Origin of the sequence: Mesorhizobium sp. CA15, from assembly GCF_020165215.1 — a bacterium.
GTDB lineage: Bacteria > Pseudomonadota > Alphaproteobacteria > Rhizobiales > Rhizobiaceae > Mesorhizobium.
This window is the reverse complement of sequence record NZ_JAIUHQ010000007.1, coordinates 1-23,579: the sequence shown is the minus strand read 5'-3', so window position 1 is coordinate 23,579 and position 23,579 is coordinate 1. Positions and strand designations below refer to the sequence as shown.

30 protein-coding genes are annotated in these 23,579 nt (G+C 63.0%); 18 read left to right on the top strand and 12 right to left on the bottom strand.

What is annotated here, in order from left to right:
• Positions 1-3: 3 nt before the first annotated feature.
• Positions 4-804: an IclR family transcriptional regulator gene (locus LB515_RS13985; protein WP_224708067.1), complete on the top strand. Its 801-nt coding sequence runs from the start codon at positions 4-6 to the stop codon at positions 802-804.
• Between the two features lie 18 nt (positions 805-822).
• Here the strand turns inward: LB515_RS13985 and LB515_RS13980 are convergent, their stop codons facing one another.
• Positions 823-1,026, bottom strand: a complete 204-nt coding sequence (locus LB515_RS13980) for a YdcH family protein (protein ID WP_040985243.1) — start codon at positions 1,024-1,026, stop codon at positions 823-825.
• Between the two features lie 239 nt (positions 1,027-1,265).
• Here LB515_RS13980 and LB515_RS13975 point away from each other — a divergent pair, with 239 nt between their 5' ends.
• A complete protein-coding gene (locus LB515_RS13975) occupies positions 1,266-1,445 on the top strand; it encodes a YdcH family protein (protein WP_042641511.1) in 180 nt (59 codons plus the stop codon).
• 17 nt (positions 1,446-1,462) lie between these two features.
• On the opposite strand, the gene LB515_RS13970 is transcribed toward LB515_RS13975, so the two are convergent.
• The gene (locus LB515_RS13970) at positions 1,463-1,687 is read right to left on the bottom strand and encodes a hypothetical protein (protein ID WP_224708066.1); all 225 of its coding nucleotides are present in this window, start codon (positions 1,685-1,687) and stop codon (positions 1,463-1,465) included.
• On the opposite strand from LB515_RS13970, the gene ispG reads away from it, so the two are divergent.
• The 4 genes from ispG (at position 1,686) to LB515_RS13950 (ending at position 5,320) form a co-directional block, all read left to right on the top strand.
• Entirely contained in the window at positions 1,686-2,936 is a 1,251-nt protein-coding gene (gene ispG, locus LB515_RS13965; RefSeq protein WP_224708065.1) for a flavodoxin-dependent (E)-4-hydroxy-3-methylbut-2-enyl-diphosphate synthase, read from the top strand. The two genes, LB515_RS13970 and ispG, sit on opposite strands and share 2 nt — an antisense overlap.
• Positions 2,937-2,940: 4 nt before the next feature.
• Entirely contained in the window at positions 2,941-3,801 is an 861-nt protein-coding gene (locus LB515_RS13960; protein ID WP_224708064.1) for a lytic transglycosylase domain-containing protein, read from the top strand.
• A 28-nt stretch (positions 3,802-3,829) separates the two neighbouring features.
• The gene (locus LB515_RS13955; protein WP_224708063.1) at positions 3,830-4,048 is read left to right on the top strand and encodes a phosphotransferase-like protein; all 219 of its coding nucleotides are present in this window, start codon (positions 3,830-3,832) and stop codon (positions 4,046-4,048) included.
• Between the two features lie 135 nt (positions 4,049-4,183).
• Entirely contained in the window at positions 4,184-5,320 is a 1,137-nt protein-coding gene (locus LB515_RS13950; protein WP_224708062.1) for a sterol desaturase family protein, read from the top strand.
• Between the two features lie 234 nt (positions 5,321-5,554).
• Here LB515_RS13950 and LB515_RS13945 read toward each other — a convergent pair whose 3' ends face one another.
• The 3 genes from LB515_RS13945 to LB515_RS13935 form a co-directional block, all read right to left on the bottom strand.
• Positions 5,555-7,888, bottom strand: coding sequence for a response regulator (locus LB515_RS13945; protein ID WP_095767333.1), 2,334 nt, complete (start codon positions 7,886-7,888; stop codon positions 5,555-5,557).
• 186 nt (positions 7,889-8,074) lie between these two features.
• Positions 8,075-8,293, bottom strand: coding sequence for a hypothetical protein (locus LB515_RS13940; RefSeq protein WP_141245343.1), 219 nt, complete (start codon positions 8,291-8,293; stop codon positions 8,075-8,077).
• 14 nt (positions 8,294-8,307) lie between these two features.
• Entirely contained in the window at positions 8,308-8,631 is a 324-nt protein-coding gene (locus LB515_RS13935; RefSeq protein WP_224708061.1) for a hypothetical protein, read from the bottom strand.
• Positions 8,632-8,732: 101 nt separating this feature from the next.
• On the opposite strand from LB515_RS13935, the gene LB515_RS13930 reads away from it, so the two are divergent.
• Entirely contained in the window at positions 8,733-10,730 is a 1,998-nt protein-coding gene (locus LB515_RS13930) for a PAS domain-containing sensor histidine kinase (protein ID WP_224708060.1), read from the top strand.
• Here the strand turns inward: LB515_RS13930 and LB515_RS13925 are convergent.
• The gene (locus tag LB515_RS13925) at positions 10,721-11,320 is read right to left on the bottom strand and encodes an HXXEE domain-containing protein (protein WP_224708059.1); all 600 of its coding nucleotides are present in this window, start codon (positions 11,318-11,320) and stop codon (positions 10,721-10,723) included. The genes LB515_RS13930 and LB515_RS13925 overlap by 10 nt on opposite strands.
• A 244-nt stretch (positions 11,321-11,564) precedes the next feature.
• Here LB515_RS13925 and LB515_RS13920 point away from each other — a divergent pair, with 244 nt between their 5' ends.
• A complete protein-coding gene (locus LB515_RS13920) occupies positions 11,565-12,539 on the top strand; it encodes an alpha/beta fold hydrolase (RefSeq protein WP_224602261.1) in 975 nt (324 codons plus the stop codon).
• A gap of 75 nt (positions 12,540-12,614) precedes the next feature.
• Here the strand turns inward: LB515_RS13920 and LB515_RS13915 are convergent, their stop codons facing one another.
• A complete protein-coding gene (locus LB515_RS13915; RefSeq protein ID WP_095767338.1) occupies positions 12,615-12,833 on the bottom strand; it encodes a tautomerase family protein in 219 nt (72 codons plus the stop codon).
• Positions 12,834-13,045: 212 nt separating this feature from the next.
• Positions 13,046-13,963, bottom strand: coding sequence for a polyprenyl synthetase family protein (locus tag LB515_RS13910; RefSeq protein ID WP_411969139.1), 918 nt, complete (start codon positions 13,961-13,963; stop codon positions 13,046-13,048).
• Between the two features lie 76 nt (positions 13,964-14,039).
• On the opposite strand from LB515_RS13910, the gene LB515_RS13905 reads away from it, so the two are divergent.
• From LB515_RS13905 to LB515_RS13895, 3 genes are all read left to right on the top strand, one after another.
• Positions 14,040-14,798 carry a transglycosylase domain-containing protein gene (locus LB515_RS13905; protein ID WP_095767340.1) on the top strand — a complete coding sequence of 253 codons (759 nt, stop codon included), beginning with the start codon at positions 14,040-14,042 and terminating at the stop codon, positions 14,796-14,798.
• Between the two features lie 294 nt (positions 14,799-15,092).
• Entirely contained in the window at positions 15,093-15,275 is a 183-nt protein-coding gene (gene rpmF, locus LB515_RS13900; RefSeq protein WP_006203806.1) for a 50S ribosomal protein L32, read from the top strand.
• Positions 15,276-15,504: 229 nt separating this feature from the next.
• On the top strand, positions 15,505-15,906 hold the full coding sequence (locus LB515_RS13895) for a hypothetical protein (RefSeq protein ID WP_224627820.1): 402 nt from the start codon (positions 15,505-15,507) through the stop codon (positions 15,904-15,906).
• Here the strand turns inward: LB515_RS13895 and LB515_RS13890 are convergent.
• Complete coding sequence (locus LB515_RS13890) at positions 15,898-16,416, bottom strand: winged helix-turn-helix transcriptional regulator (RefSeq protein WP_224708058.1); 519 nt, start codon at positions 16,414-16,416, stop codon at positions 15,898-15,900. The two genes, LB515_RS13895 and LB515_RS13890, sit on opposite strands and share 9 nt — an antisense overlap.
• Positions 16,417-16,504: 88 nt before the next feature.
• On the opposite strand from LB515_RS13890, the gene LB515_RS13885 reads away from it, so the two are divergent.
• The 4 genes from LB515_RS13885 to LB515_RS13870 all read left to right on the top strand — a co-directional run bounded on the left by LB515_RS13885 (position 16,505) and on the right by LB515_RS13870 (position 18,930).
• Complete coding sequence (locus tag LB515_RS13885) at positions 16,505-17,332, top strand: alpha/beta fold hydrolase (protein WP_224708057.1); 828 nt, start codon at positions 16,505-16,507, stop codon at positions 17,330-17,332.
• Between the two features lie 93 nt (positions 17,333-17,425).
• On the top strand, positions 17,426-18,082 hold the full coding sequence (locus LB515_RS13880; protein ID WP_224708056.1) for a glutathione S-transferase family protein: 657 nt from the start codon (positions 17,426-17,428) through the stop codon (positions 18,080-18,082).
• A 6-nt stretch (positions 18,083-18,088) separates the two neighbouring features.
• The gene (locus LB515_RS13875; RefSeq protein ID WP_095767344.1) at positions 18,089-18,424 is read left to right on the top strand and encodes an ArsR/SmtB family transcription factor; all 336 of its coding nucleotides are present in this window, start codon (positions 18,089-18,091) and stop codon (positions 18,422-18,424) included.
• Between the two features lie 11 nt (positions 18,425-18,435).
• Entirely contained in the window at positions 18,436-18,930 is a 495-nt protein-coding gene (locus LB515_RS13870; RefSeq protein ID WP_095767345.1) for an SRPBCC family protein, read from the top strand.
• A gap of 61 nt (positions 18,931-18,991) precedes the next feature.
• Here the strand turns inward: LB515_RS13870 and LB515_RS13865 are convergent, their stop codons facing one another.
• The 3 genes from LB515_RS13865 to LB515_RS13855 form a co-directional block, all read right to left on the bottom strand.
• Positions 18,992-19,267 carry an ArsR/SmtB family transcription factor gene (locus LB515_RS13865; RefSeq protein WP_140841513.1) on the bottom strand — a complete coding sequence of 92 codons (276 nt, stop codon included), beginning with the start codon at positions 19,265-19,267 and terminating at the stop codon, positions 18,992-18,994.
• A gap of 32 nt (positions 19,268-19,299) precedes the next feature.
• Positions 19,300-20,547, bottom strand: coding sequence for an MFS transporter (locus LB515_RS13860; protein WP_140841511.1), 1,248 nt, complete (start codon positions 20,545-20,547; stop codon positions 19,300-19,302).
• 81 nt (positions 20,548-20,628) lie between these two features.
• Positions 20,629-20,823 carry a DUF1192 domain-containing protein gene (locus tag LB515_RS13855; RefSeq protein WP_224708055.1) on the bottom strand — a complete coding sequence of 65 codons (195 nt, stop codon included), beginning with the start codon at positions 20,821-20,823 and terminating at the stop codon, positions 20,629-20,631.
• 215 nt (positions 20,824-21,038) lie between these two features.
• Between LB515_RS13855 and LB515_RS13850 the strand changes: the two genes are divergently transcribed.
• The 3 genes from LB515_RS13850 to LB515_RS13840 all read left to right on the top strand — a co-directional run bounded on the left by LB515_RS13850 (position 21,039) and on the right by LB515_RS13840 (position 23,493).
• Entirely contained in the window at positions 21,039-22,049 is a 1,011-nt protein-coding gene (locus tag LB515_RS13850) for an NAD(P)H-quinone oxidoreductase (RefSeq protein WP_224708054.1), read from the top strand.
• A gap of 356 nt (positions 22,050-22,405) precedes the next feature.
• A complete protein-coding gene (locus LB515_RS13845; protein ID WP_095767350.1) occupies positions 22,406-22,546 on the top strand; it encodes a DUF1127 domain-containing protein in 141 nt (46 codons plus the stop codon).
• A gap of 254 nt (positions 22,547-22,800) precedes the next feature.
• On the top strand, positions 22,801-23,493 hold the full coding sequence (locus LB515_RS13840) for a DUF1013 domain-containing protein (RefSeq protein ID WP_224545579.1): 693 nt from the start codon (positions 22,801-22,803) through the stop codon (positions 23,491-23,493).
• Positions 23,494-23,579 lie beyond the last annotated feature (86 nt).

Here is a 23,579-nt window from a genome sequence, read left to right as displayed (position 1 = left end):
ACAATGCAAGAGAGTGAAACGCTGACCGAGTGGCCAAGCGACGATGCGGATGAAGAGCGGCCGGCGGGCTCGCGCGAGAAGGGGCTCAACAGGGCCTTGAACATCCTGGAATTCCTGCACGCCAACCAGCGTGCGATCGGCATCGGCGACCTGGCCAAAGGGCTCAACGCGCCGCGCTCGACGACCTATACGCTTGTGCGCGAGTTGGTCGAAGCCGGGCTGCTGGAAATGGCTGGCGACGGCAACCGCGTCTATTTCGGCAAGAAGCTCTATCTCTATGGAATGGCTTATATGCGCGGCAACGACCTGCTCAGGCGCGGCCGCCAGGAGGTCGACACGCTGTCGCGCGAGACCGGCGAGACCTCCGAACTCTGCATGCTGCAGAGCGGCCGCTACACGATCGTCCATTCGAGCCCGGGCACCAGGCCATTCCGCATCAGTTCGGCCACCGGCCTGCAGATTCCGCTGCCCTGGACTGCTTCCGGCCGGCTGCTGCTTGCCGGCCTCGACCGCGGCGGGATCGAAGCGATGGTCACGCGAGACGACCTCGTGCTGCCGGACGGCCGCAAGCTCGAACTCGACGATTTCATCGACGATATCGCGCGGGCGCGCATCACCGGCTATTGCGTCACGTCAGGCCTGGTCGATGCCTACACCAAATGCCTTGCGGCGCCGGTGTTCTCTGCGCCAGGCAAGGTCGAAGCGACCATGTGCCTTGTGGTGCCGATCGACACGTCCGAAGAACGGACCGGCGAACTTCTCGCGCTGCTGCGCGAACGCGCGGCACGGCTATCGATCTCTTAACGGTGCGGGGCGATCCGCTCAGGCAATGATGTCGGGAATGATGCGGTCTTCCAGCGCCGACAGCCGGTCTTTCAGCATCAGCTTCTTCTTCTTCATGCGCTGGATCTGAAGCGGGTCGCAGCCGGTGGCGATCATCGCGTTGATGGCGGCGTCGAAATCGGCGTGTTCTTGTTTGAGCCGGGAATATTCGAGGCGTATTTCAGCCTGTTCCTGTTCGGACATTATCTACCGTCTGCGTATGCATCGCCCAATCGGGCTGTTTGGGCGGGGCCGTGACTTGCGGGTTTGTGACCGGCGCGCAGCCCTTACCACATTTCACTTTGTCGTGGAATGCTACCACGTGGCATTCGACATCGGGATCGGTTGGTGGCAAACTGTCATGGTGCCGTCACAGTCGCAACCTGCGGTGGAGGCTCCTGCGACGGCTGCAATCGAGGAAACCATGAAAGGGAGAACCATTCATGTCTCTTGCATCCCATCTTGACGAGTTGCAGCGGAAACACGGTGATATCGAGCGCGAGCTCACCGATGCGATGAACCATCCTTCGGTCGACGACCTCGAAATCGTGAATCTCAAGCGACGCAAGCTGGCAATCAAGGACGAGATTGAAAAGCTGAAAGCTAGTCCGACGACACACTGAAGCTCTTCCAGGCACCATCATCGCAACCCGCCGCGGTGAATTTCCGGTGGCAAGAAATGCCACCGGGTCGGTGCTTTTAACTGAAATTGACGGAAAGCTCGGCCGCAAATCTTGCGGTCGGGCGGGTTATTATTTTTCGCGCGGCTCCAGCCGATTTGCAGGATGGCCCGTCGCTTGCCATTGACAAGCCATCTTTGCTCCGCCACCTCATGCCGAAACTCCCAAATGAAGGCGGCCGGCATGACCGGATATTTTTCTTGTCCCTTCCCGCGTCGCCGGTCGGTCGGCGTATCGGTCGGCGGCGTGATGGTCGGCGGCGGCGCACCGGTCGTCGTGCAATCGATGACCAACACCGATACCGCCGATGTCGACCAGACCGTCGCCCAGGTCGCGGCGCTGCATCGTGCCGGCTCCGAGATCGTGCGCATCACGGTCGACCGCGACGAGAGCGCGGCGGCGGTTCCGCGCATCCATGAGCGGCTGTTGCGGCTCGGCATCGATGTGCCGCTGGTCGGCGACTTCCACTATATCGGGCACAAGCTGCTCGCCGATCATCCGGCCTGCGCCGAAGCGCTGGCCAAATACCGCATCAATCCGGGCAATGTCGGCTTCAAGGACAAGAAGGACCGCCAGTTCGCCGCGATCGTCGAGATGGCGATCAGATATGACAAACCGGTACGCATCGGCGTCAATTGGGGATCGCTCGACCAGGAGCTTTTGACCCAGCTGATGGACGACAACCAGGCGAAGGGCTCGCCGCTCACCGCGCAGGAAGTCACGCGCGAGGCGATCGTACGGTCGGCGATCCTGTCGGCCGAGATGGCGGAAGAGATCGGGCTTGGCCGCGAAAAGATCATCCTGTCGGCCAAGGTCAGCGGTGTGCAGGACCTGATCGCCGTCTACACCGAGCTTGCCACCCGCTCCGACCATGCGCTGCATCTGGGCCTCACCGAAGCCGGCATGGGCACCAAGGGCATTGTCGCTTCTTCCGCGGCGATGGGCATCCTCTTGCAGCAGGGCATCGGCGACACGATCCGCATCTCGCTGACGCCGGAGCCGAATGGCGACCGCACGCGCGAGGTGCAGGTGTCGCAAGAACTTCTGCAGACCATGGGCTTCCGGCAGTTCGTGCCGATTGTCGCGGCCTGCCCCGGCTGCGGCCGCACCACCTCCACTGTGTTCCAGGAACTTGCCCAGAGCATCCAGGCCGATATCCGCAAGAACATGCCAGTATGGCGCGAGAAATATCCCGGCGTCGAGAACCTCAAGGTCGCGGTGATGGGCTGCATCGTCAACGGTCCCGGCGAATCCAAGCACGCCGACATCGGCATATCGCTGCCCGGCACCGGCGAGACGCCGACGGCGCCTGTCTTCATCGACGGCAAGAAGGCTGCGACGCTGCGCGGCCCTTCGATCGCGCAGGATTTCGAGAAGATGGTCGGCGACTATATCGAGCAGCGGTACGGACACGGCAAAGCCGCCGCGGAATGAACCGATGCGGCGTTTCCTAAAGGCAACGCTGCTCTTGTTTTTCGTGCTGATCCCGGCCGCCCAGGCATTCGCCGATCCGCCGCAGTCGAAGTCGGCCGCCAAGCGCCTGATTTCCCGCGTCTGCGATCTGATCGAGACCCAGGCCCAACAGAACGGGCTGCCCAAGGATTTCTTCGCCCGGCTGATCTGGAAGGAGAGCCGCTTCGATCCGGGCGCGGTGAGCCCGGTCGGCGCCGAAGGCATCGCGCAATTCATGCCGGGCACCGCGAAGATGCGCGGGCTCGCCGATCCCTTCGACATCGGGCAGGCCATCCCAGCCTCGGCGAAATATCTCGCCGAGATGAAGGTCAGCTATGGCAATCTCGGGCTCGCGGCCGCGGCCTACAATGCCGGCGAGAACCGCGTGTCGCGCTGGCTGAGCTCGGGCGGCTTCCTGCCAATGGAGACGGAAAGCTATGTCTTCGACGTTATGGGCGAGCCCGTGGATAAGTTCTCGGACAGGTCCTATGCCGGCACCGTCCAGCCGCTCGACCCGAAGATGAGCTTCGCGCTTGCCTGCCGCAGACTGCCGGTGATCATGTCGCGGACCGTCGCCATGGCTTCGATCAACGTGAAGCCGTGGGGCGTGCAGGTGGCGGGCAATTTCCGCCGCTCGGCGGCGATAGGCCAGTGGCTGCGGGTCAGGGGCCGGTTCCCGGCTTTGCTCGCCAGCCGTGATCCGGTGGTGAGCCGGGTTCGCACGCCGATCGGCCGGCGCGGCATCTACGCGGTCAGGATCGGCGCCGACTCGCGCGGCGAGGCCAACGGTATCTGCGACAAGCTGCAAAGCGTCGGCGGCGCCTGCGTGGTGTTGCGCAATCGGTGACGCAACGCCAGGACAGGGGCCGCAAGAGGTGCTCGAAACGCGCGAAAGCCGGCGTGCAGACCGACTGCCCGGACTTGCACGCTGGCAATTCGAACGCGTGCACTTGGGTGTCGCCTACGACCTTGAGCTCGACACCAGCCGGCTGATGCCGGCGAATGTGCCCGCCTCATCCAGCAGCGATTTAAATTGTAGCGACTTGCATTCCTGGCGGGGACGCGAGCTTCCCGGCCGTCAACAACGCCGATAGCCAATTGCTAATGTTGCGACGAGAATCCGCTTGTCAGGGCGGTGGCGTTCAAATCTTATTGCGCTTTGCCATAGCAAGAGCGGGCACAGTGTTTCCAGGGCGCGTTTTTATTCGGATCACATAGGGGGGAGCATCATGCCGGAGGGGAATTTCCTTAAAAGGGTGATCGGTGAGCTCGAAACACCGCGCACCAAGCGGCCGTTCGGGTCCGGCTGGCTGTCCGGCTCGATCGCATTGCTTGCCGGGATCACCGGCCTCCTGATGGTCATCGTAGTGCGCTATCCGACGCTGACCTCGATGCCGGACCTTGCTCCGATCCACCAGATGCTGTTCTTCAAGCCGGTCCTCTATTTCGTGCTTATCTCGGGCTACGTCCTGGCCATCCTGAGCATGATGCTGCGCCGGGAAAAGACGCTCGGCGTGGGGGCTATGGTCACGGTGCTGTTGGCCTCGCTCATCGGCATGCTCCCGGTGCGTCACGAGTTGCATGTCGACGGCGTGTTCTTCGGCCTTGATTTCTTCATTCTCAATGTCCTGTTCATGGGCGTGCTGTTCGTCCCGCTCGAACGCATCTTTGCCCGCAACAAGAGCCAGACCGTGTTCCGCGACGAGTGGCGCGAGGACCTGTTCTACTATTTGGTCTCGTCGCTGCTGGTGCAAATATTGACCTACCTGACGCTCGCGCCGTCCAATTTCGTCAATGCGCAAGGCGGTCTTGGGTCGGTGCGCGCCTGGGTCCACGACCTGCCTTGGATCGTGCAACTGCTGGCGGTGATGTTCCTGACCGATCTCGCCCAATATTGGGTGCACCGCGCCTTCCATCGCATCCCATTCCTGTGGAATTTCCACGCCGTGCATCATTCAGCCAAGTCGATGGACTGGATCGCCGGCGCGCGGATGCATTTCCTGGAAATCATCGTGCTGCGCAGCCTGACGGCGACGCCGATGTTCGTGTTGGGCTTCGATGAATCGGCGATCCAGACCTATATCCTGATCGTCTACGTCTATTCGTCCTTCATCCATTCCAACATCGGAACGAGCTTCGGTCCGGTCGAAAAGATGCTCGTGTCGCCGCGCTTCCATCATTGGCATCACGGCCTCGAGAAAGAGGCAATCGACGTCAATTTCGCCATTCATTTCCCGCTGCTCGACCGGCTGTTCGGCACCTATCATCTGCCCGAGGGACGCTGGCCGAAGGGCTATGGCATTCACGGCCATCCGGTGCCGAAAGGCTATTGGCGGCAATTCCTGTATCCGTTCCGGCGGGGCTGAAGGCTCGAAAAGAGCTGGTTCAGAGTCGGCGGGACAGCGCCCCCCTCTGTCCTGCCGGACATCTCCCCCACAAGGGGGGAGATTGGCCGTCACGTTTGCTTTCGCCAATCTCCAACGGACGGACGAAGCGCCGGAACTGCTGATCTCCCCCCTCGTGGGGGAGATGCCCGGCAGGGCAGAGGGGGGCGCGAAGGAACTCGGCGGTGGCCGCCGAACGCACCTGGCGCCTGACGCTTAAGCCGTCTTCGCCGCCACGGTCTCGCTGAGCCAGGTGCCGATCTTGGCGCCGAGGCGGTCGGGCGAGACCGGTTTCGGCAGATAGTCGTCCATGCCTGCCTCGATGCATTTTTCACGGTCGCCCTTGAGCGCATGCGCGGTGACGCCGATGATCGGCGTGTGATCGCCGTTCTGCTCTTCGATGGCACGGATGGCGCGGGTCGCCTCATAGCCGTTCATCTCCGGCATGGAGACGTCCATCAGCACCAGGCGCGGGCGCAACGAGCGGTACATCTCGACAGCCGTCCGACCATTGCCGGCTATGCGATAGCTGAGGCCAAAACCGTTGAGGATCTGGCCGAAGACCAGCTGGTTCACGTCATTGTCCTCGGCGATCAGGATATCGATCGGGCCGCTCGGCGCTGCCGTCGATTCCGGCGCCGCCGGCAAGGACACCGACGGGCCGCGGATGACGGTGAAGGCCGGCGGGGCCGCCTGGGCCGCGACCGGCTCGCGCACGAAATGCGCCTTGGCGCCTTGCGTGCGCGCCTTCTGGATGGCGGCGATCACGGTGCCCAGCAGCACCGCCGAACGCGCCGGCTTGGTGAGATGCGCGACGATGCCGAAATCGATCACCATGCGGCCGAAATCGACCTGGTCGACCGAGGTGAGCAGCACGACGGGGATGGAGGAGAGGCGGCTGTCGGCGGCGATGGCTCTGGCGACGTCGGCGCCGTTCATGCCGGGCATCTGGTAATCGAGGATGATGCAGTCGACCGAGGCGCCGAGCTGGCAGGCTCGGTCGAGGAAAGCGAGGCCGACCGCGCCGCTTTCGGCGGCCGCGCAGTCGAAGCTCCAGCTTCTGAGCTGCTCCAGCAGGATCTCGCGGTTGACCGGATTGTCGTCGATGACCAGGACACGGGCGCCGGTGACGTCGACCGGCACCAGCTCGTCACGCGCCTGCTGGCTGTGCGCCGGCAGCGGCACGGCGAACCAGAACACGGAGCCGCGGCCGATCTCGCTTTCGACGCCGATCTTGCCGCCCATCAGGTCGACAAGCCGGGCGCCGATCGCAAGGCCAAGGCCGGTGCCTTCATGGCGGCGGGTCGAGGAGCCGTCGACCTGGGCAAATTTCTCGAACACGCTTTGCAGTTTTTCGGCCGGGATGCCGATGCCGGTGTCCTCGACGCGGACCTTGAGCTGGACCACACCGTCGACGACATCGCCGCCGACATCGATCAGGACATGGCCCTTCTCGGTGAATTTCACTGCGTTGCCGAGCAGGTTGGTGACGATCTGGCGGAAGCGCCCGGCATCGCCAACGACGAAGGCCGGCAGGCGCGGGTCGACGCGCACGATGAGCTCGAGGTTCTTTTCGGCAACGCGCGCCGACACCAGCGTCGCCACATCCTCGACCGCCTCCGCGAGGCGGAAAGGGGCGGGGTCGAGCGTCAGCTGGCCGGCATTGATCTTCGAGAAATCGAGGATGTCGTTGATGATGGTGAGCAGCGCGTTGCCGGATTTGACGATGACGTCGGTGAAGGTCTTTTGGCGCGGCGTCAGCTCGGTCTTGGCAAGCAACTCGGCCATGCCGAGAACGCCGTTCATCGGCGTGCGGATCTCATGGCTCATATTGGCAAGGAATTCTGATTTGGCGCGGTCGGCGGCCTCGGCCTTGAACAAAGATGCGGCGGTCTCGGCGAAGGCGCGGCGGATCGCATTCTCCATCGGCCGGAATATCAGAAACGCCGCGATGGCGAGCACAGCGAACAGCAGGCCGCTCGCCCACAGGAGCAGCCGGTCGCTGGAAGCATCGGCGAGGCGGCGCTCCTCGTCGAGCGCGGTGCGCACCTTCACCAGCATCGGCTGGGCGAAAAGGTCGTTCTGGTTACGGATCTCGCGGTAGCTCCACTCGTCGACCTTCTGGGCGACTGCCATCAAGTTGAAGTTGCGCACCATATCGCGCGCCGACCAGAACAGGTCGTCATTGACCGAAGCGGTGTCCAGCGCGTTGACGGTGTTGTTCGACAGGCGCGGCCTGATCGCGGCAAGCTGGGCGTTCAGGATCCCGATCTCGCCCATCAGGCGTTCGGAATGGCCGCGCGCGGCGGTCGCCAACGCATCGCGCGTCTCGCTGCGCCAGGCGGTGCCGGTGGTTTCGGCGAAATTGGTGGCGTTGCGCAGGTCGCGGGCGAAGATGACGAAATTGCCGCTGAGAGCATCGACCTCGTGGCGGTACGAATTCACACGGTTGAGCGCGAACATGACGGCGGCCGAAGCCAGCGCGAAGACAAGCAATCCCGAAATGTAGCGGATCCGGATCGACCGGAGGAAGGAAGAATATTCCGGCATGCGCAACCCCAACACATACGCACAATTTTAATGGTCGGGATTACGCTTGATTTACATTAAGATTTCGTTGGAGGGAGGATGGCCTTGTCGCAGCTTCCAATACAAAGGCGACGTATCGCTATCCGTGACAGACAGGGTAAGCGCACTGGCGTTCCGGACAGCGCCTCGAAACCGGACGGCAGATCGTCAATCCGATGTATCGGAGAGGATCCCGTTTCCCTTGCGCAGCGTGATCCGCCGTCGAGGATGCTCGTCTCTCGCGGCTTGAAAAATGGCGCGGGCAAGCTGGGCCGTAGCGGCGCGTGCGAGGACCCGTTCGATGATCTCATGGCTATCGGCCCGCCAGAGTTCGATACGATAGGGCAGCGCTTCGGCCGAACGGGAAGAATTGGCGCTCCGTGTCATAGACCGGCCTCTGCCTAGTTCGTCGGGCCGTTCCATCTCGAAACGAAATTGTTCTTGTGCCGCAAGGTGACGTAGCGATCCGGATGCTCACGCGTCGCTGCATAATAGGCAGCGTAGCCGATACTGGCATTTGCCGTGACGGCGAGGACTTGTTCGACACCATTCTTGGCGGCGTTCCACAACTCGACCCTATACGGAAGTTCATCATGCTCGGCAGAGCCGAGTTCGTGAGAGACGGGATTTTCCTCGTCATCTCCAGGCTCGTTTTCCGGAGCAAAGCTGTACAGATGGCCCGGATTTCTGAGATTGGCCGCGAGAGTGGATGAATATGTCGCCATTGGTCCAAGCTCGTTGCTATGCAAGATAGGCACGTTTATGTTGCAGAGGTGTCACCGGACGAACTGCCTAATGCGAACGTAACGCGGGTTCGACAATGCCATTGACCACAGCCGACGCGCAACACCTTTCCGACAGCCGGCGCCTTGAACTCTTCATCGACGCTGTCGCCGACTACGCGATCTACACCCTCGATGCAGATGGCCTCATCACCAGCTGGAATGCCGGCGCCGAGAAGATAAAGGGCTACGCGGCTTCGGAAGTCCTGGGGCAGCATTTTTCCCGATTTTTCACAGTCGAAGATCAGGCGAATGGGGTTCCGAGCAGGATGCTTGCCGCGGCAAAGGCGGAGGGAAGATACGAGGCCGAAGGATGGCGGGTGCGCAAGGACGGAACCAGGTTCTGGTCGAGCGGCCTTGTCCAACGGGTACTGGACCGCAACGGCGTTCTTTTGGGTTACGCGAAGATCACGCGAGACATCACGGAGCGCGTCGCCGCGCATGAATCGCTGCTGCAGAGCGAGCGGCGCTTCCGCATCCTTGTCGACGGCGTGACCGACTATGCCATCTACATGCTCGATCCAAGCGGCGTGGTCACCAATTGGAACGCCGGCGCTGAGCGGCTGAAAGGCTACGCTGCCGAGGAAATCGTGGGCCAGCATTTTTCCAAATTCTATACTCGCGAAGAACGCGCAAAAGGCACACCGCTCCGCGTCCTTGAAGCAGCCGTGCAGAACGGTCGATATGAAGGCGAGGGTTGGCGCGTACGCAAGGATGGCAGCCGTTTCTGGGCATCGGTTGTCGTTACCCCGATCCATAACGACGCAGGCCGACTCGAAGGATTCGCCAAGGTCACGCGCGACATCACCGAACGCCGTGCGGCGCACGAAGCCTTGCGCCAAAGCGAGCGCCAGTTCCGCCTTCTGGTGAGCGGCGTGACCGACTATGCGCTCTTCATGCTTGACCCCAACGGGCTGGTGACCAGTTGGAACGCCGGCGCGGAGCGCATCAAGGGCTATGCGGCCGAAGAAATCATCGGTCAGCACTTCTCACGTTTTTACACCGAGCATGACCGTGCCGCCGGTTTACCTGGCCGCGCGCTCCATACGGCAACACGGGATGGACGCTTCGAAACCGAGGGCCATCGCGTCCGTAAGGACGGGACGCTGTTCTGGGCGAATGTGGTGATCGATCCGATCCGCGACGAGCGAGGAGAGCTGATCGGCTTCGCCAAGATTACGCGCGATATCACCGATCGACGCGATGCGGAGATCGCACTGCGGCAGGCGCAAGCGCAACGCGTTCATGCCCAGAAAATGGATGCGCTCGGCCAACTGACCGGCAGCATCGTGCATGATTTCAACAATCTCCTGACGGTGGTCGAAAGCTTTGTTCGATTGGGGAAGAAAGTCGGCGCCGATCCCGAAATGAAGCGGGCGACCGAATCCGTGGAACTTGCACTCCAGCGCGGCGCCGCATTGACACGCCAGCTGCTGGCCTTCTCGCGCAAGCAGGCTGCCCGCGCCGAGGTCGTCTCGCTGGCAGAGCGAGTGGAAGCCGTCCGCGCAATGATAGCGGGCTCCATGCGCAAATCGGTGAAATTGGTCGCCGCTGTCGGACCCGAAACCTGGCCAGTCAAGGTCGACCCCGGCGAACTGGAGCTTGGTCTCGTCAACATTGCCTTCAACGCGCGGGACGCCATGCCAGACGGTGGCCTGATAACGATAACGGCGGAGAACGTGCTGTTGTCGAGCGAGGATAACGCAGCCGGCCTGCAAGGTGAATTCGTCGCGTTGCGGGTGACCGACACAGGCATCGGTATCGCGGCAGACGTGCTTCCGCAGGTTTTCGAACCGTTCTTCACGACCAAAGGGCCCGAGAAGGGCACAGGCCTCGGCCTCGCCCAGGTCTACGGTTTGGCGCAGCAGTCCGGCGGCGCGGTCACGATTGACAGCGAAATCGGCAAGGGCACGACGGTGACGATCTATCTGCCCCGGGCCGATATGGCAGTCGCCGCGCAGAGCGCCGAGCCGGAACAGCCAGCCAGCGCGAATGTGGTGCCGTTGAGGACAAAGGGCCGTTTTGCCGATGATCAAGACTGATGACGTCGCCGCCGATGCTGTGAGGTGACGACGAGAGAGCGGTATCGGGCGGCCACGACCGCAATGATCGCCAGGTGAAGCAGGATCGCGAGAGCTGCGCCGATCAATTGCGGGACAAGACCTCCCGTCCGGCCGATCATCCAGATCGTGACGACGCTCAGCGGCAAAAACAAAATGACGCTGGTGACGAGGCCGGGATTGTATTTGCCGAGCCGCGCCGATGTGACGAGGTGCGCAAGCGCGTTCACGATCATGACATACGGGGCAACCAGGCCCCAGGCGGGTCCCCACAGGAATGCCGCATAAAGAGCCAGCAGGTTGATACCCCAGACAAACGGCAGGTTGATGACGAGAACAGAGGCGACGGTAAGGGCGTCACGGCCGCCGAAAATATTTTCGTTCGCGAATTTGCGGAATCGGCCGCCGGCGTGCTCTTCGACCTGATGGACCATGTAAAACGGGCTGTGCAGGAAGATCAGGAACACCGGCAGCGGAAGCGGTAAGACCGGCGCGGCCGCTATGAGCGATGCTGCCATGAACCCTGCACCGATGACCCAATAATCGGCCAGCCAGGCTTGCAGCTTAAGCATTGGTTCCCCGCCTCCTCAGTCAGCGATCCTGCACGAATGGACGCGCATCGCCAGAACTATTCAAGTGCGTGGACGCCGTGGCGCTACGTTACCATGTCGGATATTGACTGCCGCGACCGCGCCTGAGACAGTCAATGGAAGATGCGCGCCTCCAAAACTTGGCACCCCGCTGGCTCGGCCACCCGTTGCGGCGTCTGGCCTTTCGCCATTGATCAGAGGTGGAACGCGAGCATGAGAAGCGGCCGTGAGCGAACCTATACAGCGGACAGTTGAGACCAACGGCATCCGCCTCAATGTCGCGGAGCAGGGCGAAGGGCCAGTGGTGCTTTTGTGCCATGGCTTCCCTGAATCCTGGTATTCCTGGCGGCATCAGCTGGGCGCGCTCGCAGCAGCGGGCTTCCGTGCCGTCGCCCCCGACATGCGAGGCTACGGCAAGAGCGACCGGCCGGAAGCGATCGACCAATACACACTCTTTCATCTGGTCGGCGACATGGTGGGTCTTCTCGACGCCCTCGAGGTCCCCAGCGCCGTCATCGTCGGCCACGACTGGGGTGCGGTGGTGGCCTGGCATGCCGCGCTGCTACGGCCGGACCGCTTCCATGCCGTCGTCGGCCTCAGCGTTCCGTTCCGGCCGCGCGGCAATGCGCGTCCGACCAGCCTCATGCCGCGAACGGCGGAGTCCCAGTTCTACCAGCTCTATTTCCAGCAACCCGGCATTGCCGAGGCGGAGCTGGAAAGGGACCCGCGGGCCACGGTGCGCGCCATGCTTTACGCGGTGTCGGGAGACGCTTCGGACGGCGGCGCCAGAATTGCCATGGTCCCGCACGGCGGAGGTCTCCTGCAAGCCGCCGAGGTTCCTGCAAGTCTGCCGCACTGGCTCAGCGAAAGCGACAGCGATTTCTACGCCGGCGAGTTCCAGCGCACCGGCTTTGCCGGAGGTCTCAACTGGTACCGCAACATCGACCGGAACTGGGAACTGATGGCGCCCTTTGCCGGCGCGCGGATCAAGGTTCCCGCTCTCTACGCAGCGGGCGACCGTGACCTTGTGGTCGCCTTCCCCGGCATGGATCAACTGTTGGCCAATCTCAGGAACTTCGTCCCGCAAATCCGCGATACGCTGATGCTGCCCGGCTGCGGGCATTGGACCCAGCAGGAGCGCCCGGACGAGGTCAACGCCGCGATGATCGATTTCCTGCGGAGCTTGCCGAAGCGGGGCTGATCCAAGGGAAAGCGAGTATCGGCTCCGACACGGAAAGTTGGGCGTGCGCTCGGCAAGCGACTCGCCCGGTTCAAGTCAGGCACTATCCTCGGCCCGGTAGGCGTCGGGAAGAATGAAGACTTCGTCGGCGCGGCCATAGCCTCCGTCGGGAACTTCCTCGATCAGCACCATGGTGTGGGGGCGTACACCTTCGCCGAAATAGTCGACGAACATCTGCGTGGTCTTGTGGACGAGGTCTTCCTTTTGCGCCTTTGTGAGGGCGGCCTCGGGCATCTTGAAGTTGGCAAAGGGCATTTCCAGGTTCCTTCCGGTGGATTTCACGGCTCTGGATGGAGGGCCGGGGAGGCGTCAGCGACCGGACCGATGATGTCCGTTCGTTGTCCTGGAGCGGATATAGACTGCTGCGGATGCCGGATAATCACCCGGCCATCGACCGCAGTATTCGAACATGGCGAACAATCGGAGCCGTTGTCGGCTTCCGCAATGGGCGCCCGCCGCGCCACAGTTCAGTTGCTGCGCGTCGCCACGAAGGTCGCCGCTTGCTTGAGCAGCTCAGCCCGCTCGCCATAGGGCTCGAGCAGGGCATGCGCCTGGTCGATGAGGCCGTGGAGCTGACCGCGCGCCCAGTCTGGTCCGTGCAGTGCTGCGAGCGTCGCCTTGCCGGCGGCCGCATCCTTGTTCGTCGCTTTGCCCATCTGCTTTGCGTCGGCGGTCAGGTCGAGCAGGTCGTCGGCGAGCTGGAAGGCAAGGCCGATCGCCGAGCCGAACTCCGCCAGCCGCTCGCGGTCGGCAGCAGGCGCGCCGGCGACGATCGCGCCGGCCTCGCAGGCGAAGCGGATCAGCGCGCCGGTCTTCATCGCCTGCAGCGTGATGATGCCCGCCTCGTCCGGCCGTTCGCGCTCGGCTTCCAGGTCCAGCATCTGGCCGCCGACCATGCCGCCGGCACCGGCCGCTCGGGCAAGGGCGAGAACCAGGGTGGCGCGGCGCTCCGCCGCCAGCAAGGTCGCTTCGTCGGCGACGACGTCGAAGGCCAATGTCAGCAACGCGTCGCCGGCGAGGATCGCGGTCGCTTCGTCGAAGGCCCTGTGCACCGTCGGCTGGCCGCGCCTCAAATCGTCGTCATCCATGGAAGGCAGGTCGTCATGGATGAGCGAGTAGCAATGCACGCATTCGAGCGCCGCGGCGACGCGCAGCGCCGCCTCGCTATCGGCCGAAAACAGCGCGGCACTTTCCATGACCAGAAATGGCCGCAGCCGCTTGCCGCCATTGAGCACGCCATGGCGGATGGCCGCCATCAGGCGCTCCGGCCGCACGATCTCACTGGTGAGCGGACGCGCGTCGAGGATCCGCCGCAGCTCGGTCTCGACCGCGGCGGCGCGCATGAAAAGCGCGGATTCGAAGGCGATCTGGTCGTCTTTGCCCATGGCCGGGACCGGTAGCCGACACTCAGACATTGCGCAAGCAGGCTCGCGCCTTTATGCCGGAGGAGGCGAGGCACGGGTGGACGGCTTGACGGAACCGATCGTCGAATATGAAAGCGAAGGGCTGGACATGGCGCGACGTCGGCGCCTGAACCGCGCCGGTCTCAAGCGGCTTGGCCGGCGTTGCCTGGTCGTGGCGCTCGTGCTGGCAGTCATACCGGTCGTGCTCACCTTCCTTTATCTGCCACCTTTCGTGCATCCGGTCTCGACGCTGATGCTGAAGGACCTCGTGACTTTTTCCGGCTACGACCGGCGCTGGGTTTCGATCGATGACGTGGCGCCGGTGCTGGCGCATTCGGTGATCATGTCGGAGGACGGGCAGTTCTGCTTTCATCGCGGCGTCGATCTGGGCGAGTTGCGCGGCGTGGTCGACGACGCGCTGGCTGGCGAGGCGACGCGCGGCGCCTCCACCATCACCATGCAGACGGTGAAGAACCTTTTTCTGTGGTCGCGCCCATTGGGCAGCGTGCGCAAGGTGGTCGAGCTGCCCCTGGCCGTCTATTTCGATGCTGTGATGTCGAAGCGGCGGATCATGGAAATCTATCTCAACATCGCCGAATGGGGGCCGGGCATCTACGGCATCGAGGCCGCCGCCCGGCATCATTTCGGCGTCTCTGCCAAGCAATTGTCGCGCCGGCAGGCGGCGCTGCTCGCCGTCAGCCTTCCCAACCCGATCGCGCGCAATCCCGCCAGGCCGGGGCCGGGCCTGCGGCGGCTGGCCTCGCTGATCGAGCGGCGCGCGAGCAGGTCAGGCGCCTATGTCGGCTGCCTTGACTAGGTGCATCGATATTCAAGTGAGCCCAACCTGCGAACGGCGGCTACCTGTGCTTCCGGTGCTCACGTACTTTAAGTACGCTCCGCTCCGGTTCTCGGTGGCCACCGTTCTCGGCTCGGCCTGACTTGAATCTCGACACACCTAGTTCCTGTCCTCCTGCGGCAAAAAAATTCGCGCCGGCGCTGGCCAAAACGGCGCAAGGCGTGTATAGGCACCCGACTTTCTCAGATTATGGCCTCGATGCGGCCCTTTCGCGAGGGTTGCCGGGGCATTTTGACCATGTAGTGGAGCATATCCATGGCCGTTCCAAAAAGAAAAACCTCTCCGTCGAAGCGCGGCATGCGCCGCTCGGCCGACGCGCTCAAGGCCCCGACCTATGTCGAGGACAAGAATTCCGGCGAAATGCGCCGCCCGCATCACATCGACCTGAAGACCGGCATGTATCGCGGCCGCCAGGTTCTTGAGCCGAAGGAAAGCTGAGAGGCTTCCGCGGTTCGTGACGTTTCAAAAGACCGGCCTCTGGCCGGTCTTTTTGCGTGCGGCCCTTGGTTGAGGGAGACCTGGGCCTCGCAGGCTGCAGAAAAGCCGGACAACCGGCTGACATTGTTATTTCATTAGGTCTTAGAGCGTGTTCGCCGCCGCCGGCGAAAAGCCTTGACGGCGCGCCTGCCGCGGATTTTACAAAAGGGGTGCTCATGGAGTCGCCCAGATGTTCGGTGCCGTCCCGCTGCTGATCGTGCCCTTCGTCCTCTACAATCTCGGCCTGCTGGGATTGTTCGGCGGCGGCGACGATCCCTGGACGACCGAGATGTTCTCCTTCCGCATGATGTCGGGCGGCGTGTTCTCGATGACGCTCGGTGGCCTGATGGTGCTGATCGGGCTGATCTTCCTGTTCGTCGAGATCTCAAAATCAGTGCGCACCACCAATGCCTCGATCCTCGATCACCTTTTGTCGACGCTGGTCTTCATCGCCTTCCTGGTCGAATTCCTGCTGGTGAAAGGCGCGGCGCACTCCGTCTTCTTCACGCTGATGGTCATCGCGCTGTTCGACGTGCTGGCCGGCTTCTCGGTGTCGATGCGGTCGGCCAGCCGGGATATAAACTTAAATTGACGTTGCCTCAGCTTTTCGCGCGACCACTTCCTCGTAGGCAGCGCGCAGTTGCTGGCGCACGGTCGGCGTGCCTGGCGGCGTCTTCGATGGCGCTCCGAGATGCTCATGGCGCAGTTCGTCCATGAATTGCTCCCATAGCGGCGGACCGCCCTTTTCGAGCAGCTCGGCGCGGATCGACAATTCTTCCGTGACCGGCAGCCAGACGCGTCCCCAGGCGCCGAGCTGCGCCAGGATGGGCACCAGGGTGATCGCCATCTCGGTCAGGCTGTAGATCGCCTTCTGCTTGTGGCTGGGGTCGTCGGCCTTGGTCAGCAGGCCAAGCTCCATCAGCCGTTTCAGCCGGTCGGCCAGGATGTTGGAGGCGATGCCTTCCAGCGAGCCGTTGAGCAACTCGCGAAAATGGCGCCGGCCGCCAAAGATCATGTCGCGCAGGATGATCAGGCTCCAGCGGTCGCCAAAGACTTCGAGCGACAGATTGATCGGGCAGCCGGACCGACGGTCGATGCTCATGGCACTCTCCAGAAAAACCAGTTGCATTATGATATCGGTTTGATTATCGTGCAACTGATTGCAAATTGCAATCGGATAGGAGGAGCAGATGACCACCGCAGCGCAGCGCCCCGACATCGTTTCGGAAAGCTTCGGCAGTCCGAAAGATCCGCCGATCCTTTTGATCATGGGCGCCATCGCTTCGATGCTGTGGTGGCCGGAAGCCTTCTGCCGGCAACTTGCCGGGCGCGGCCGCTTCGTCATCCGCTACGACAACCGCGACACCGGCCTGTCGACGAAATATCCACCGGGCGCGCCGTCCTACACGTTCGAGAACATGGTGGACGACGCCAAGCGCGTGCTCGACGACCATGGCGTCACCAGAGCGCATGTCGCCGGCATGTCGATGGGCGGCATGCTCGCGCAAAGCGTGGCGCTGAAATATCCCGAACGCGTCAGCGCGCTCACCGTGATCTCCTGTTCGCCGCTCGGCGTCGATACGTCCGCCCTGCCCGGAACGACCGAGGCTTACAAAGAGCACTCGGCCGAAGGCGGCAACGTCGACTGGTCGAAGCGGGAGCAGGTGCTCGACTTCATGGTCAAGGATGCCCGCGCGATTGCCAGCACTCGCCATCCGTTCGATGAGGGGCGGACGCGCAAGATGATCGAGGAGGATTACGACCGCTCCGGCGGTCTCGTCAGCGCGACCAATCATTTCCTGCTCAAGGGCGGCGGCCCGCAACGCACGGTGCGGGATCTTCGCGTGCCGTTGCTCGTAATCCACGGCACCGCCGATCCGCTCTTCCCGATCGAACATGGCGAGGCGCTCGCCAAGACGGTTCTCGGCGCAAAGCTGGTCAAGGTCGAAGGGGGCGGCCACGAACTGCATCGCAACGACTGGTCGCAGATCATCGAGGCCATCGCCACACACGGCTAGCGCCGGCAAGCCGCCGGCTTGACTCGAGCCGTCCGCGACAATAGTGAAGTAGTTACTTCAGTATCGATTATCCGAATGCGAAAGAGAGCCGGAATGTCCCTGACGCTGCATTTCCACCCGCTGGCCTCGTTCTGCTGGAAGCCGCTAATCGCGCTTTACGAGAACGACACGCCATTCGAGCCGGTCATTGTCGACCTCGGCGACGAGGCTTCCCGCGCCGCATTCCTGAAAGTGTCGCCGACCGGCAAGATGCCGGCGCTGCGTGACGATGCGCGGGACCGCACGGTGCTGGAATCGACCATCGTCGTCGAATATCTCGCCGCGCATTACCCCGGGCCGGTCGAGCTCATTCCCGCCGATATCGATCTCGCCCTGCAGGTCCGCCAGGCAGACCGCTTCTACGATTTCTACGTGCAGCATCCGATGCAGAAGATCGTCGGCGACAGGCTGCGGCCGACGGACAAGACCGATCCGTTCGGGGTCGAGGAAGCCCGCGTGCAGCTGCGCAACTCCTACGCCATTGTCGACGAGGAGATGGCGGCAAAGACCTGGGCCGTAGGCGAAAGCTTCACCATGGCCGACTGCGCCGCCTCGCCGGCGCTGTTCTACGCCAAAAAGGTCGAGCCCTTCGGCGAAAAATTCCCGGCCTTGAAACGCTACCACGACCGGCTGCTCGCGCGCCCGTCCTTTGCCCGGGTGATCGAGGAAGCGGGACCTTACTTCAAGCTCTTTCCGTACAATAACGGCTAGGGCGAGATGCTCCACGATCCCGCCCAGCTCGACCTGATGTTCCAGGCGCTCGCCGACCCGGCGCGGCGGCAGATGGTGGACCGTCTGTCGCGCGGGCCGGCTTCGGTCAGCCAGCTTGCTGAACCGTTAGCGATGTCGTTGTCGGCCGTCGTCCAGCATCTCAACGTGCTTGAGGCAAGCGGCCTGGTGCGGACCGAAAAGCTTGGCCGGGTGCGGACCTGCCGGATCGAGCCGCAGGCGCTTCGGGCCGCCGAGCACTGGATCAACGAGCGGCGGCTTGCCTGGGAGCGTCGGCTCGACCGCCTCGGCGATTTCCTCGCTGAAACGAAAGATGAAACCTGAAGGGTCCCGTCATGAGCGAACGATCCGTCGTCCATTCCACCTTCGTCATCGAGCGCGTCTATCCGGCGGCGCCGGAGAAGGTCTATTTCGCGCTGAGCGATCCGACGGCGAAGAAGCGCTGGTTCTTTGACCCCGACAACCCCATGCCCAGCCGGCATGAGATGGATTTTCGGGTCGGCGGCAAGGAAGTGAATGCCGGCTGTCCCAGCGACGGACAGATGCATTTCTACAACGCGATCTATCACGATATCGTGCCCAACCGGCGCATCGTCTACAGTTATGAGCTCTTGTTCGGCGAAACCCGGGTCTCCGTGTCGCTTGCGACGATCGAGCTCGTCGCCGAAGGCAAGGGAACGCGGCTCATCCTGACGGAGCAGGGCGCCTTTTTCGACGGCATCGACTCACCGGCCACCCGCGAGCACGGCACTGGCGAATTGCTCGACGCGCTCGGGACGGCACTGGGAGCTGAGGGCTCCGGCCAAAGCGCATCGCGCTTTGGGTCTTGACGCCTGTCGTTGTCTCAGAACCGCTGCACACTTCTGAGCGACATGCATCAAACGCCAAAGACTATTCCCCAGGCGCCGTTTCCCAGAATTGGTCGAGCCAGATATTGAGCCTGAGGAAGCCGGCGCTGCTGACGGTATAGACGCGCCTTGTGCCTTCGGGCTTGGCGTTGACCAGGCCGGCGTCCAGCAGGACCTTCAGATGCTGGGAAACCGCCGGACGTGAGACGGGCAGTCCGGCGGCCAATTCGTTCACCGTCTTTGGGCCGCGCCGGAGTTCTTCCAAGAGATAGCGCCGGTTGGGATCGGCTATCGCCATAAAGGCGTCAGAAAACATCATGCCTTTATTTGTGAGGCAAAGTCTCGCGAATCTCAACTATCGGTTTCAACCTTTCTGCGCGGATCGAGCCGCGTGGCCTCGGGCGTGACCGCGCGGTCCGCGGGCTGCGTTTTAAAGGCATCGCGGTCTTCGATCGGCACCGGCGCGCGGGCGCGGATGCGAAGCAGCGTGTAGCCGGCGAGGCTGAGATGCGCGAGCGCGGTTGCCAGGAAAAGCCCCTCCGGACGCACCGAGCCCATCAAGGCCGCGGCCAAAAGCGGACCGATCATCGTGCCAAAGCCGTAGAGCAAGAGCAGACCGCCCGAAACCTTGACGAAGTCCTCGGAGCGGGCGTGGTCGTTGGCATGAGCGACGGCGATCGAGTAGAGCGTATAGGCGAAGGCGCCATAGGCGGCGGTCATCACGATGATGAAAACGCCCGAACGCGGCGCGATCAGGAAGATCAGCATCGCGACCAGGGCTGCGCCGAAGGCTGCGCCGGCCAGCACGAACCGCCGGTCGGTTGTATCCGACAGGCGCCCGGCCGGTAGCTGCATGGCGGCACCGGAAATGACGACCAGGCTCATCATCAGCGCGATCTCGGCGGTCGATATGCCGACGCGCGCGCCATAGACGGCGCCCAGCGTGCCCCAGGCACCGTTGGCGATGCCGATCAGGAGGCAGGCCACCGCCGACACCGGCGAGTTGGCGTAAAGGCCTTTGACGTCGAGCTTGACGTCCTGCAGGGGCTTGGGATGCGACTGCGTCGACACGGCCGTCGGAATGAGCGACAGGCAAAACAGGATGCCGGTGATCATGAACAGCGAGGCCGACCGAACATCGCCGCCGGCGACAATCATCTGGCCGCCCATGATCGAGGCATAGGTGACCATCATATAGAGGCCGAAGACCGTGCCGCGGTTCTCGTTGGTGGCCTTCTCGTTCAGCCAGCTCTCGATCACCATGAAGGCCCCGGCCATGGTGAAGCCGGTGAAGGCGCGCAAAAGGATCCAGAAATATTCGTCGATGATGAGGCCGGTGAGCAGCGCGATGATCGCGCCCGACGCGGCGAAGGCGCCGAAAGCCCTGACATGGCCGGCGCGGCGCACGAGACGCGGCGCGAAGAAGCAGCCGGCGACAAAGCCGCCGGCCCAGGCCGTGCCCATCAGGCCGAGCGATGCGGTCGAAAAGCCTTCCACCTGGCCGCGCAGCGGCAGGAGCAGCCCGTGCAGGCCGGATGCGGCGAGCAGGAACGCGGTGCCGCGCAGCAGCGAGAGGATCGGTCTGTAGGTTGCAAACATCGCTTGATCCGGGTTCGAGACGCAGGGCCTGAAGACAGATGTATTCGGGCTTTTCGGCGGCGAGAGAGCACGCCGAACAATTTATCCGCGGCGGAACAGCGACTCGGCGGCGGATTTGGTGGCGCCCTTGGCGGTGCGCTCGGCTTCCAGCCTGGCGATCTCGTCGCGCAGCAATGCGATGCGCTCGGCCAATTCGTCGACGGACAGTAGAGACAGGTCCTGGCCGATCTCGTGCGGGCGCTGCTTTTTCCTGGGTTCGTCGTCGAAGATCGCCATCCGTCGCTCCTCTCTTACTCGGCCATTTGCCTGATTTGGCAATCGGCATACATAGAGCAATTCCGGGAAAAGTGCGTAGCGGTTTTCCGTCCGGAATAGCGTAGGAACAAAGAGTTGGAGCAGGTTGGCGCTTCTTCAAGCGCCGAACTGCTCCAGGCGGGGGCGCCGATGCAAACGGGCGGCGATAGACCGGGATACAGGGAGAACACGATATCATGGCAAACGGACAGAAGATTCCGGCGAAGATGACGGCCATCGCGATCTCGCAACCGGGTGGGCCAAGGGTGCTCAAGCCGGAAACGCGCGACGTGCCGGTGCCCGGCCCCGGCGAAGTGCTGATCCGGGTGCACGCGGCCGGCGTCAACCGGCCGGACGTCCAGCAGCGCAAGGGCGCCTATCCGCCGCCGCCCGGTGCATCCGACTTGCCGGGCCTCGAAGCGTCGGGCGAAATCGCGGCGCTCGGCGACGAGATATCGCGCTGGCGCATCGGCGACGGGGTCTGCGCGCTGACGCCGGGCGGCGGCTATGCCGAATATGTCAAGGTTCATACCGGCAGCGTGCTGCCGCTGCCGGCGGGTTTCACGCATTCGGAAGCCGCCGCGGTTCCGGAAAACTACTTCACCGTCTGGCACAATGTATTCGAGCGCGGCGGCCTGAAGGAGGGCGAGACGCTGCTTGTCCATGGCGGTTCGTCCGGCATCGGCACCACCGCCATCCAGCTCGCCTCGGCCTTCGGCGCCACTGTGATCACCACCGCCGGCAGCAAGGAGAAATGCGACGCCTGCCTGAAGCTCGGCGCCGACCGGGCAGTCAACTACCGCGAGGAGGATTTCGTCGCCGCCGTGAAGGATGCGACCGATGGCAAGGGCGCCGACGTCATCCTCGACATGGTCGGCGGCGATTATGTCGGGCGCAATTACGATGCCGCGGCCGTCGAAGGGCGCATCGTACAGATCGCGGTGCAGGCCGGGGCTGTGGCCAGCGCCGACTTCTCCAAGATCATGGTGAAACGGCTGACCCATACCGGCTCGACGCTTCGCCCGCGTACCGTCGAGTTCAAGGCGGCGATCGCAGCCGCGCTCGAGGCCCAGGTGTGGCCACTGCTCGGCACGCGCAAGGTGGCTCCTGTGATGGACATGATCTTTCCGCTGACCGAAGCCTGGCGAGCGCACGAGCGAATGGAAGAGGGCGAGCATATCGGCAAGATCGTCCTCGACGTGGAGTAGGATGGGTCGTTATTCAGGTGAGGCCGGCCTGCAAATGCCGGGCTTCTGCGCTTCCGGTGCTTACGTGGTTTCCAGCTGCCGCATGTCCTGATCGGAAAACCGGAAAACCACTTTTCCGGGACATGCGGAAGTACGCTCCGCTCCGGTTCTCGAAGTCCACCATTTTCGACTCGGCCTGACCTGAATCTCGACCCATCCTGGCGTCGGCGCGTGTCCGGTTCCAAGCTGAACGAAACCTTAATGCTGCATTGCACAAAACGCATTGCGGCCATGCAAAAGCGTCCGTTCAATTTGTGGGCAGGAGTGCCTATTTACGCGGCATCAAACGATTTTGACCAAACGACTGGAGAACCATCATGAACCCGATCAGTGCTTTCCGTAAGTGGCGCATGTACAACGAGACCGTGCGCGAATTGAACAAGCTCAATGCCCGCCAGCTGAGCGACCTCGGCATCAACCGGGCCGACATCGAGCGTATCGCCCGCCAGGCGGTGTAATCAGACGCAGCCCGGCCTCGCGGTCGGGCTGCGACATGCAAGCCAGAGCCGTCGAGACGCTTGCTTTGTTTCCGGTTCCAAGCCCGCTGGACCTCGTCCAGCGGGTTTTGTCTTTTTAGGGCCTTGAATCGGCCCTTCCCAAAAACATTGCGAAAATTGGAGGGAGCGTTTATACAGGCCGCGAATTTCCCATTTTGGTGGCTCTAAAACCACCGCCCGCGCGGGAACGCGGGCGAACGAGAAGGATTTTTGACATGGCCAATTCGCTGCTGATGCCCAAGGCGACCGCCGTCTGGCTGGTCGACAACACCGCGCTCTCCTTCGAGCAGATCGCGCAGTTCTGCGGGCTGCATCCGCTGGAGGTCAAGGCGATCGCCGACGGCGAGTCGGCCCAGGGCATCAAGGGCATGGACCCGATCATCACCGGCCAGCTGACGCGCGACGAGATCGCGCGCGGCGAGAAGGACATCAACTACCGGCTGAAGCTGTCGGAGCCGAAGGTGCGGGTGCCGGAATCGAAGCGCAAGGGTCCGCGCTACACGCCTTTGTCGAAGCGCCAGGACCGGCCGAACGCCATCTTGTGGCTGGTGCGCAACCATCCCGAGCTCAAGGATGCGCAGATTGCCCGTCTCGTCGGCACGACCAAGTCGACGATCGAGCAGATCCGCGAGCGCAAGCACTGGAACTCGGCCAATCTGCAGCCGATGGATCCGGTGACGCTCGGCCTCACCTCGCAGATCGACCTGGACCTCGAAGTCAACCGCGCCTCGCGCGGCCGCGAGCCGGCGCAGCCTGTCGGCGACACGCTGCTGCCCGCCGCGCTCACCGAACGGCTGGTGCCCGCGCCGGAGAAGCCGAAGGACGAGGACCAGGAGCTCGATGCCAACGCCGTCTTCGCCAAGCTTTCGGCGCTCAAGTCGAAGAACAAGGACGAAGACGAGGAATGAGCGCTCTTACCTTCTCCCCTTGTGGGAGAAGGTGGATCGGCGCGATAGCGCCGAGACGGATGAGGGGTGTTCCAGCGGAGTGAGAC

What these genes read in the sequence shown, in the direction of transcription:
- LB515_RS13985 (WP_224708067.1), top strand. Translation starts at nt 4, where the DNA reads ATGCAAGAGAGTGAAACGCTGACCGAGTGGCCAAGCGACGATGCGGAT.
- LB515_RS13980 (WP_040985243.1), bottom strand. Translation starts at nt 1,026, where the DNA reads ATGTCCGAACAGGAACAGGCTGAAATACGCCTCGAATATTCCCGGCTC.
- LB515_RS13975 (WP_042641511.1), top strand. Translation starts at nt 1,266, where the DNA reads ATGTCTCTTGCATCCCATCTTGACGAGTTGCAGCGGAAACACGGTGAT.
- ispG (WP_224708065.1), top strand. Translation starts at nt 1,686, where the DNA reads ATGACCGGATATTTTTCTTGTCCCTTCCCGCGTCGCCGGTCGGTCGGC.
- LB515_RS13970 (WP_224708066.1), bottom strand. Translation starts at nt 1,687, where the DNA reads ATGCCGGCCGCCTTCATTTGGGAGTTTCGGCATGAGGTGGCGGAGCAA.
- LB515_RS13960 (WP_224708064.1), top strand. Translation starts at nt 2,941, where the DNA reads ATGCGGCGTTTCCTAAAGGCAACGCTGCTCTTGTTTTTCGTGCTGATC.
- LB515_RS13950 (WP_224708062.1), top strand. Translation starts at nt 4,184, where the DNA reads ATGCCGGAGGGGAATTTCCTTAAAAGGGTGATCGGTGAGCTCGAAACA.
- LB515_RS13945 (WP_095767333.1), bottom strand. Translation starts at nt 7,888, where the DNA reads ATGCCGGAATATTCTTCCTTCCTCCGGTCGATCCGGATCCGCTACATT.
- LB515_RS13940 (WP_141245343.1), bottom strand. Translation starts at nt 8,293, where the DNA reads ATGACACGGAGCGCCAATTCTTCCCGTTCGGCCGAAGCGCTGCCCTAT.
- LB515_RS13935 (WP_224708061.1), bottom strand. Translation starts at nt 8,631, where the DNA reads ATGGCGACATATTCATCCACTCTCGCGGCCAATCTCAGAAATCCGGGC.
- LB515_RS13925 (WP_224708059.1), bottom strand. Translation starts at nt 11,320, where the DNA reads ATGCTTAAGCTGCAAGCCTGGCTGGCCGATTATTGGGTCATCGGTGCA.
- LB515_RS13915 (WP_095767338.1), bottom strand. Translation starts at nt 12,833, where the DNA reads ATGCCCTTTGCCAACTTCAAGATGCCCGAGGCCGCCCTCACAAAGGCG.
- LB515_RS13910 (WP_411969139.1), bottom strand. Translation starts at nt 13,963, where the DNA reads ATGGGCAAAGACGACCAGATCGCCTTCGAATCCGCGCTTTTCATGCGC.
- rpmF (WP_006203806.1), top strand. Translation starts at nt 15,093, where the DNA reads ATGGCCGTTCCAAAAAGAAAAACCTCTCCGTCGAAGCGCGGCATGCGC.
- LB515_RS13895 (WP_224627820.1), top strand. Translation starts at nt 15,505, where the DNA reads ATGTTCGGTGCCGTCCCGCTGCTGATCGTGCCCTTCGTCCTCTACAAT.
- LB515_RS13890 (WP_224708058.1), bottom strand. Translation starts at nt 16,416, where the DNA reads ATGAGCATCGACCGTCGGTCCGGCTGCCCGATCAATCTGTCGCTCGAA.
- LB515_RS13885 (WP_224708057.1), top strand. Translation starts at nt 16,505, where the DNA reads ATGACCACCGCAGCGCAGCGCCCCGACATCGTTTCGGAAAGCTTCGGC.
- LB515_RS13880 (WP_224708056.1), top strand. Translation starts at nt 17,426, where the DNA reads ATGTCCCTGACGCTGCATTTCCACCCGCTGGCCTCGTTCTGCTGGAAG.
- LB515_RS13875 (WP_095767344.1), top strand. Translation starts at nt 18,089, where the DNA reads ATGCTCCACGATCCCGCCCAGCTCGACCTGATGTTCCAGGCGCTCGCC.
- LB515_RS13870 (WP_095767345.1), top strand. Translation starts at nt 18,436, where the DNA reads ATGAGCGAACGATCCGTCGTCCATTCCACCTTCGTCATCGAGCGCGTC.
- LB515_RS13865 (WP_140841513.1), bottom strand. Translation starts at nt 19,267, where the DNA reads ATGATGTTTTCTGACGCCTTTATGGCGATAGCCGATCCCAACCGGCGC.
- LB515_RS13860 (WP_140841511.1), bottom strand. Translation starts at nt 20,547, where the DNA reads ATGTTTGCAACCTACAGACCGATCCTCTCGCTGCTGCGCGGCACCGCG.
- LB515_RS13855 (WP_224708055.1), bottom strand. Translation starts at nt 20,823, where the DNA reads ATGGCGATCTTCGACGACGAACCCAGGAAAAAGCAGCGCCCGCACGAG.
- LB515_RS13850 (WP_224708054.1), top strand. Translation starts at nt 21,039, where the DNA reads ATGGCAAACGGACAGAAGATTCCGGCGAAGATGACGGCCATCGCGATC.
- LB515_RS13845 (WP_095767350.1), top strand. Translation starts at nt 22,406, where the DNA reads ATGAACCCGATCAGTGCTTTCCGTAAGTGGCGCATGTACAACGAGACC.
- LB515_RS13840 (WP_224545579.1), top strand. Translation starts at nt 22,801, where the DNA reads ATGGCCAATTCGCTGCTGATGCCCAAGGCGACCGCCGTCTGGCTGGTC.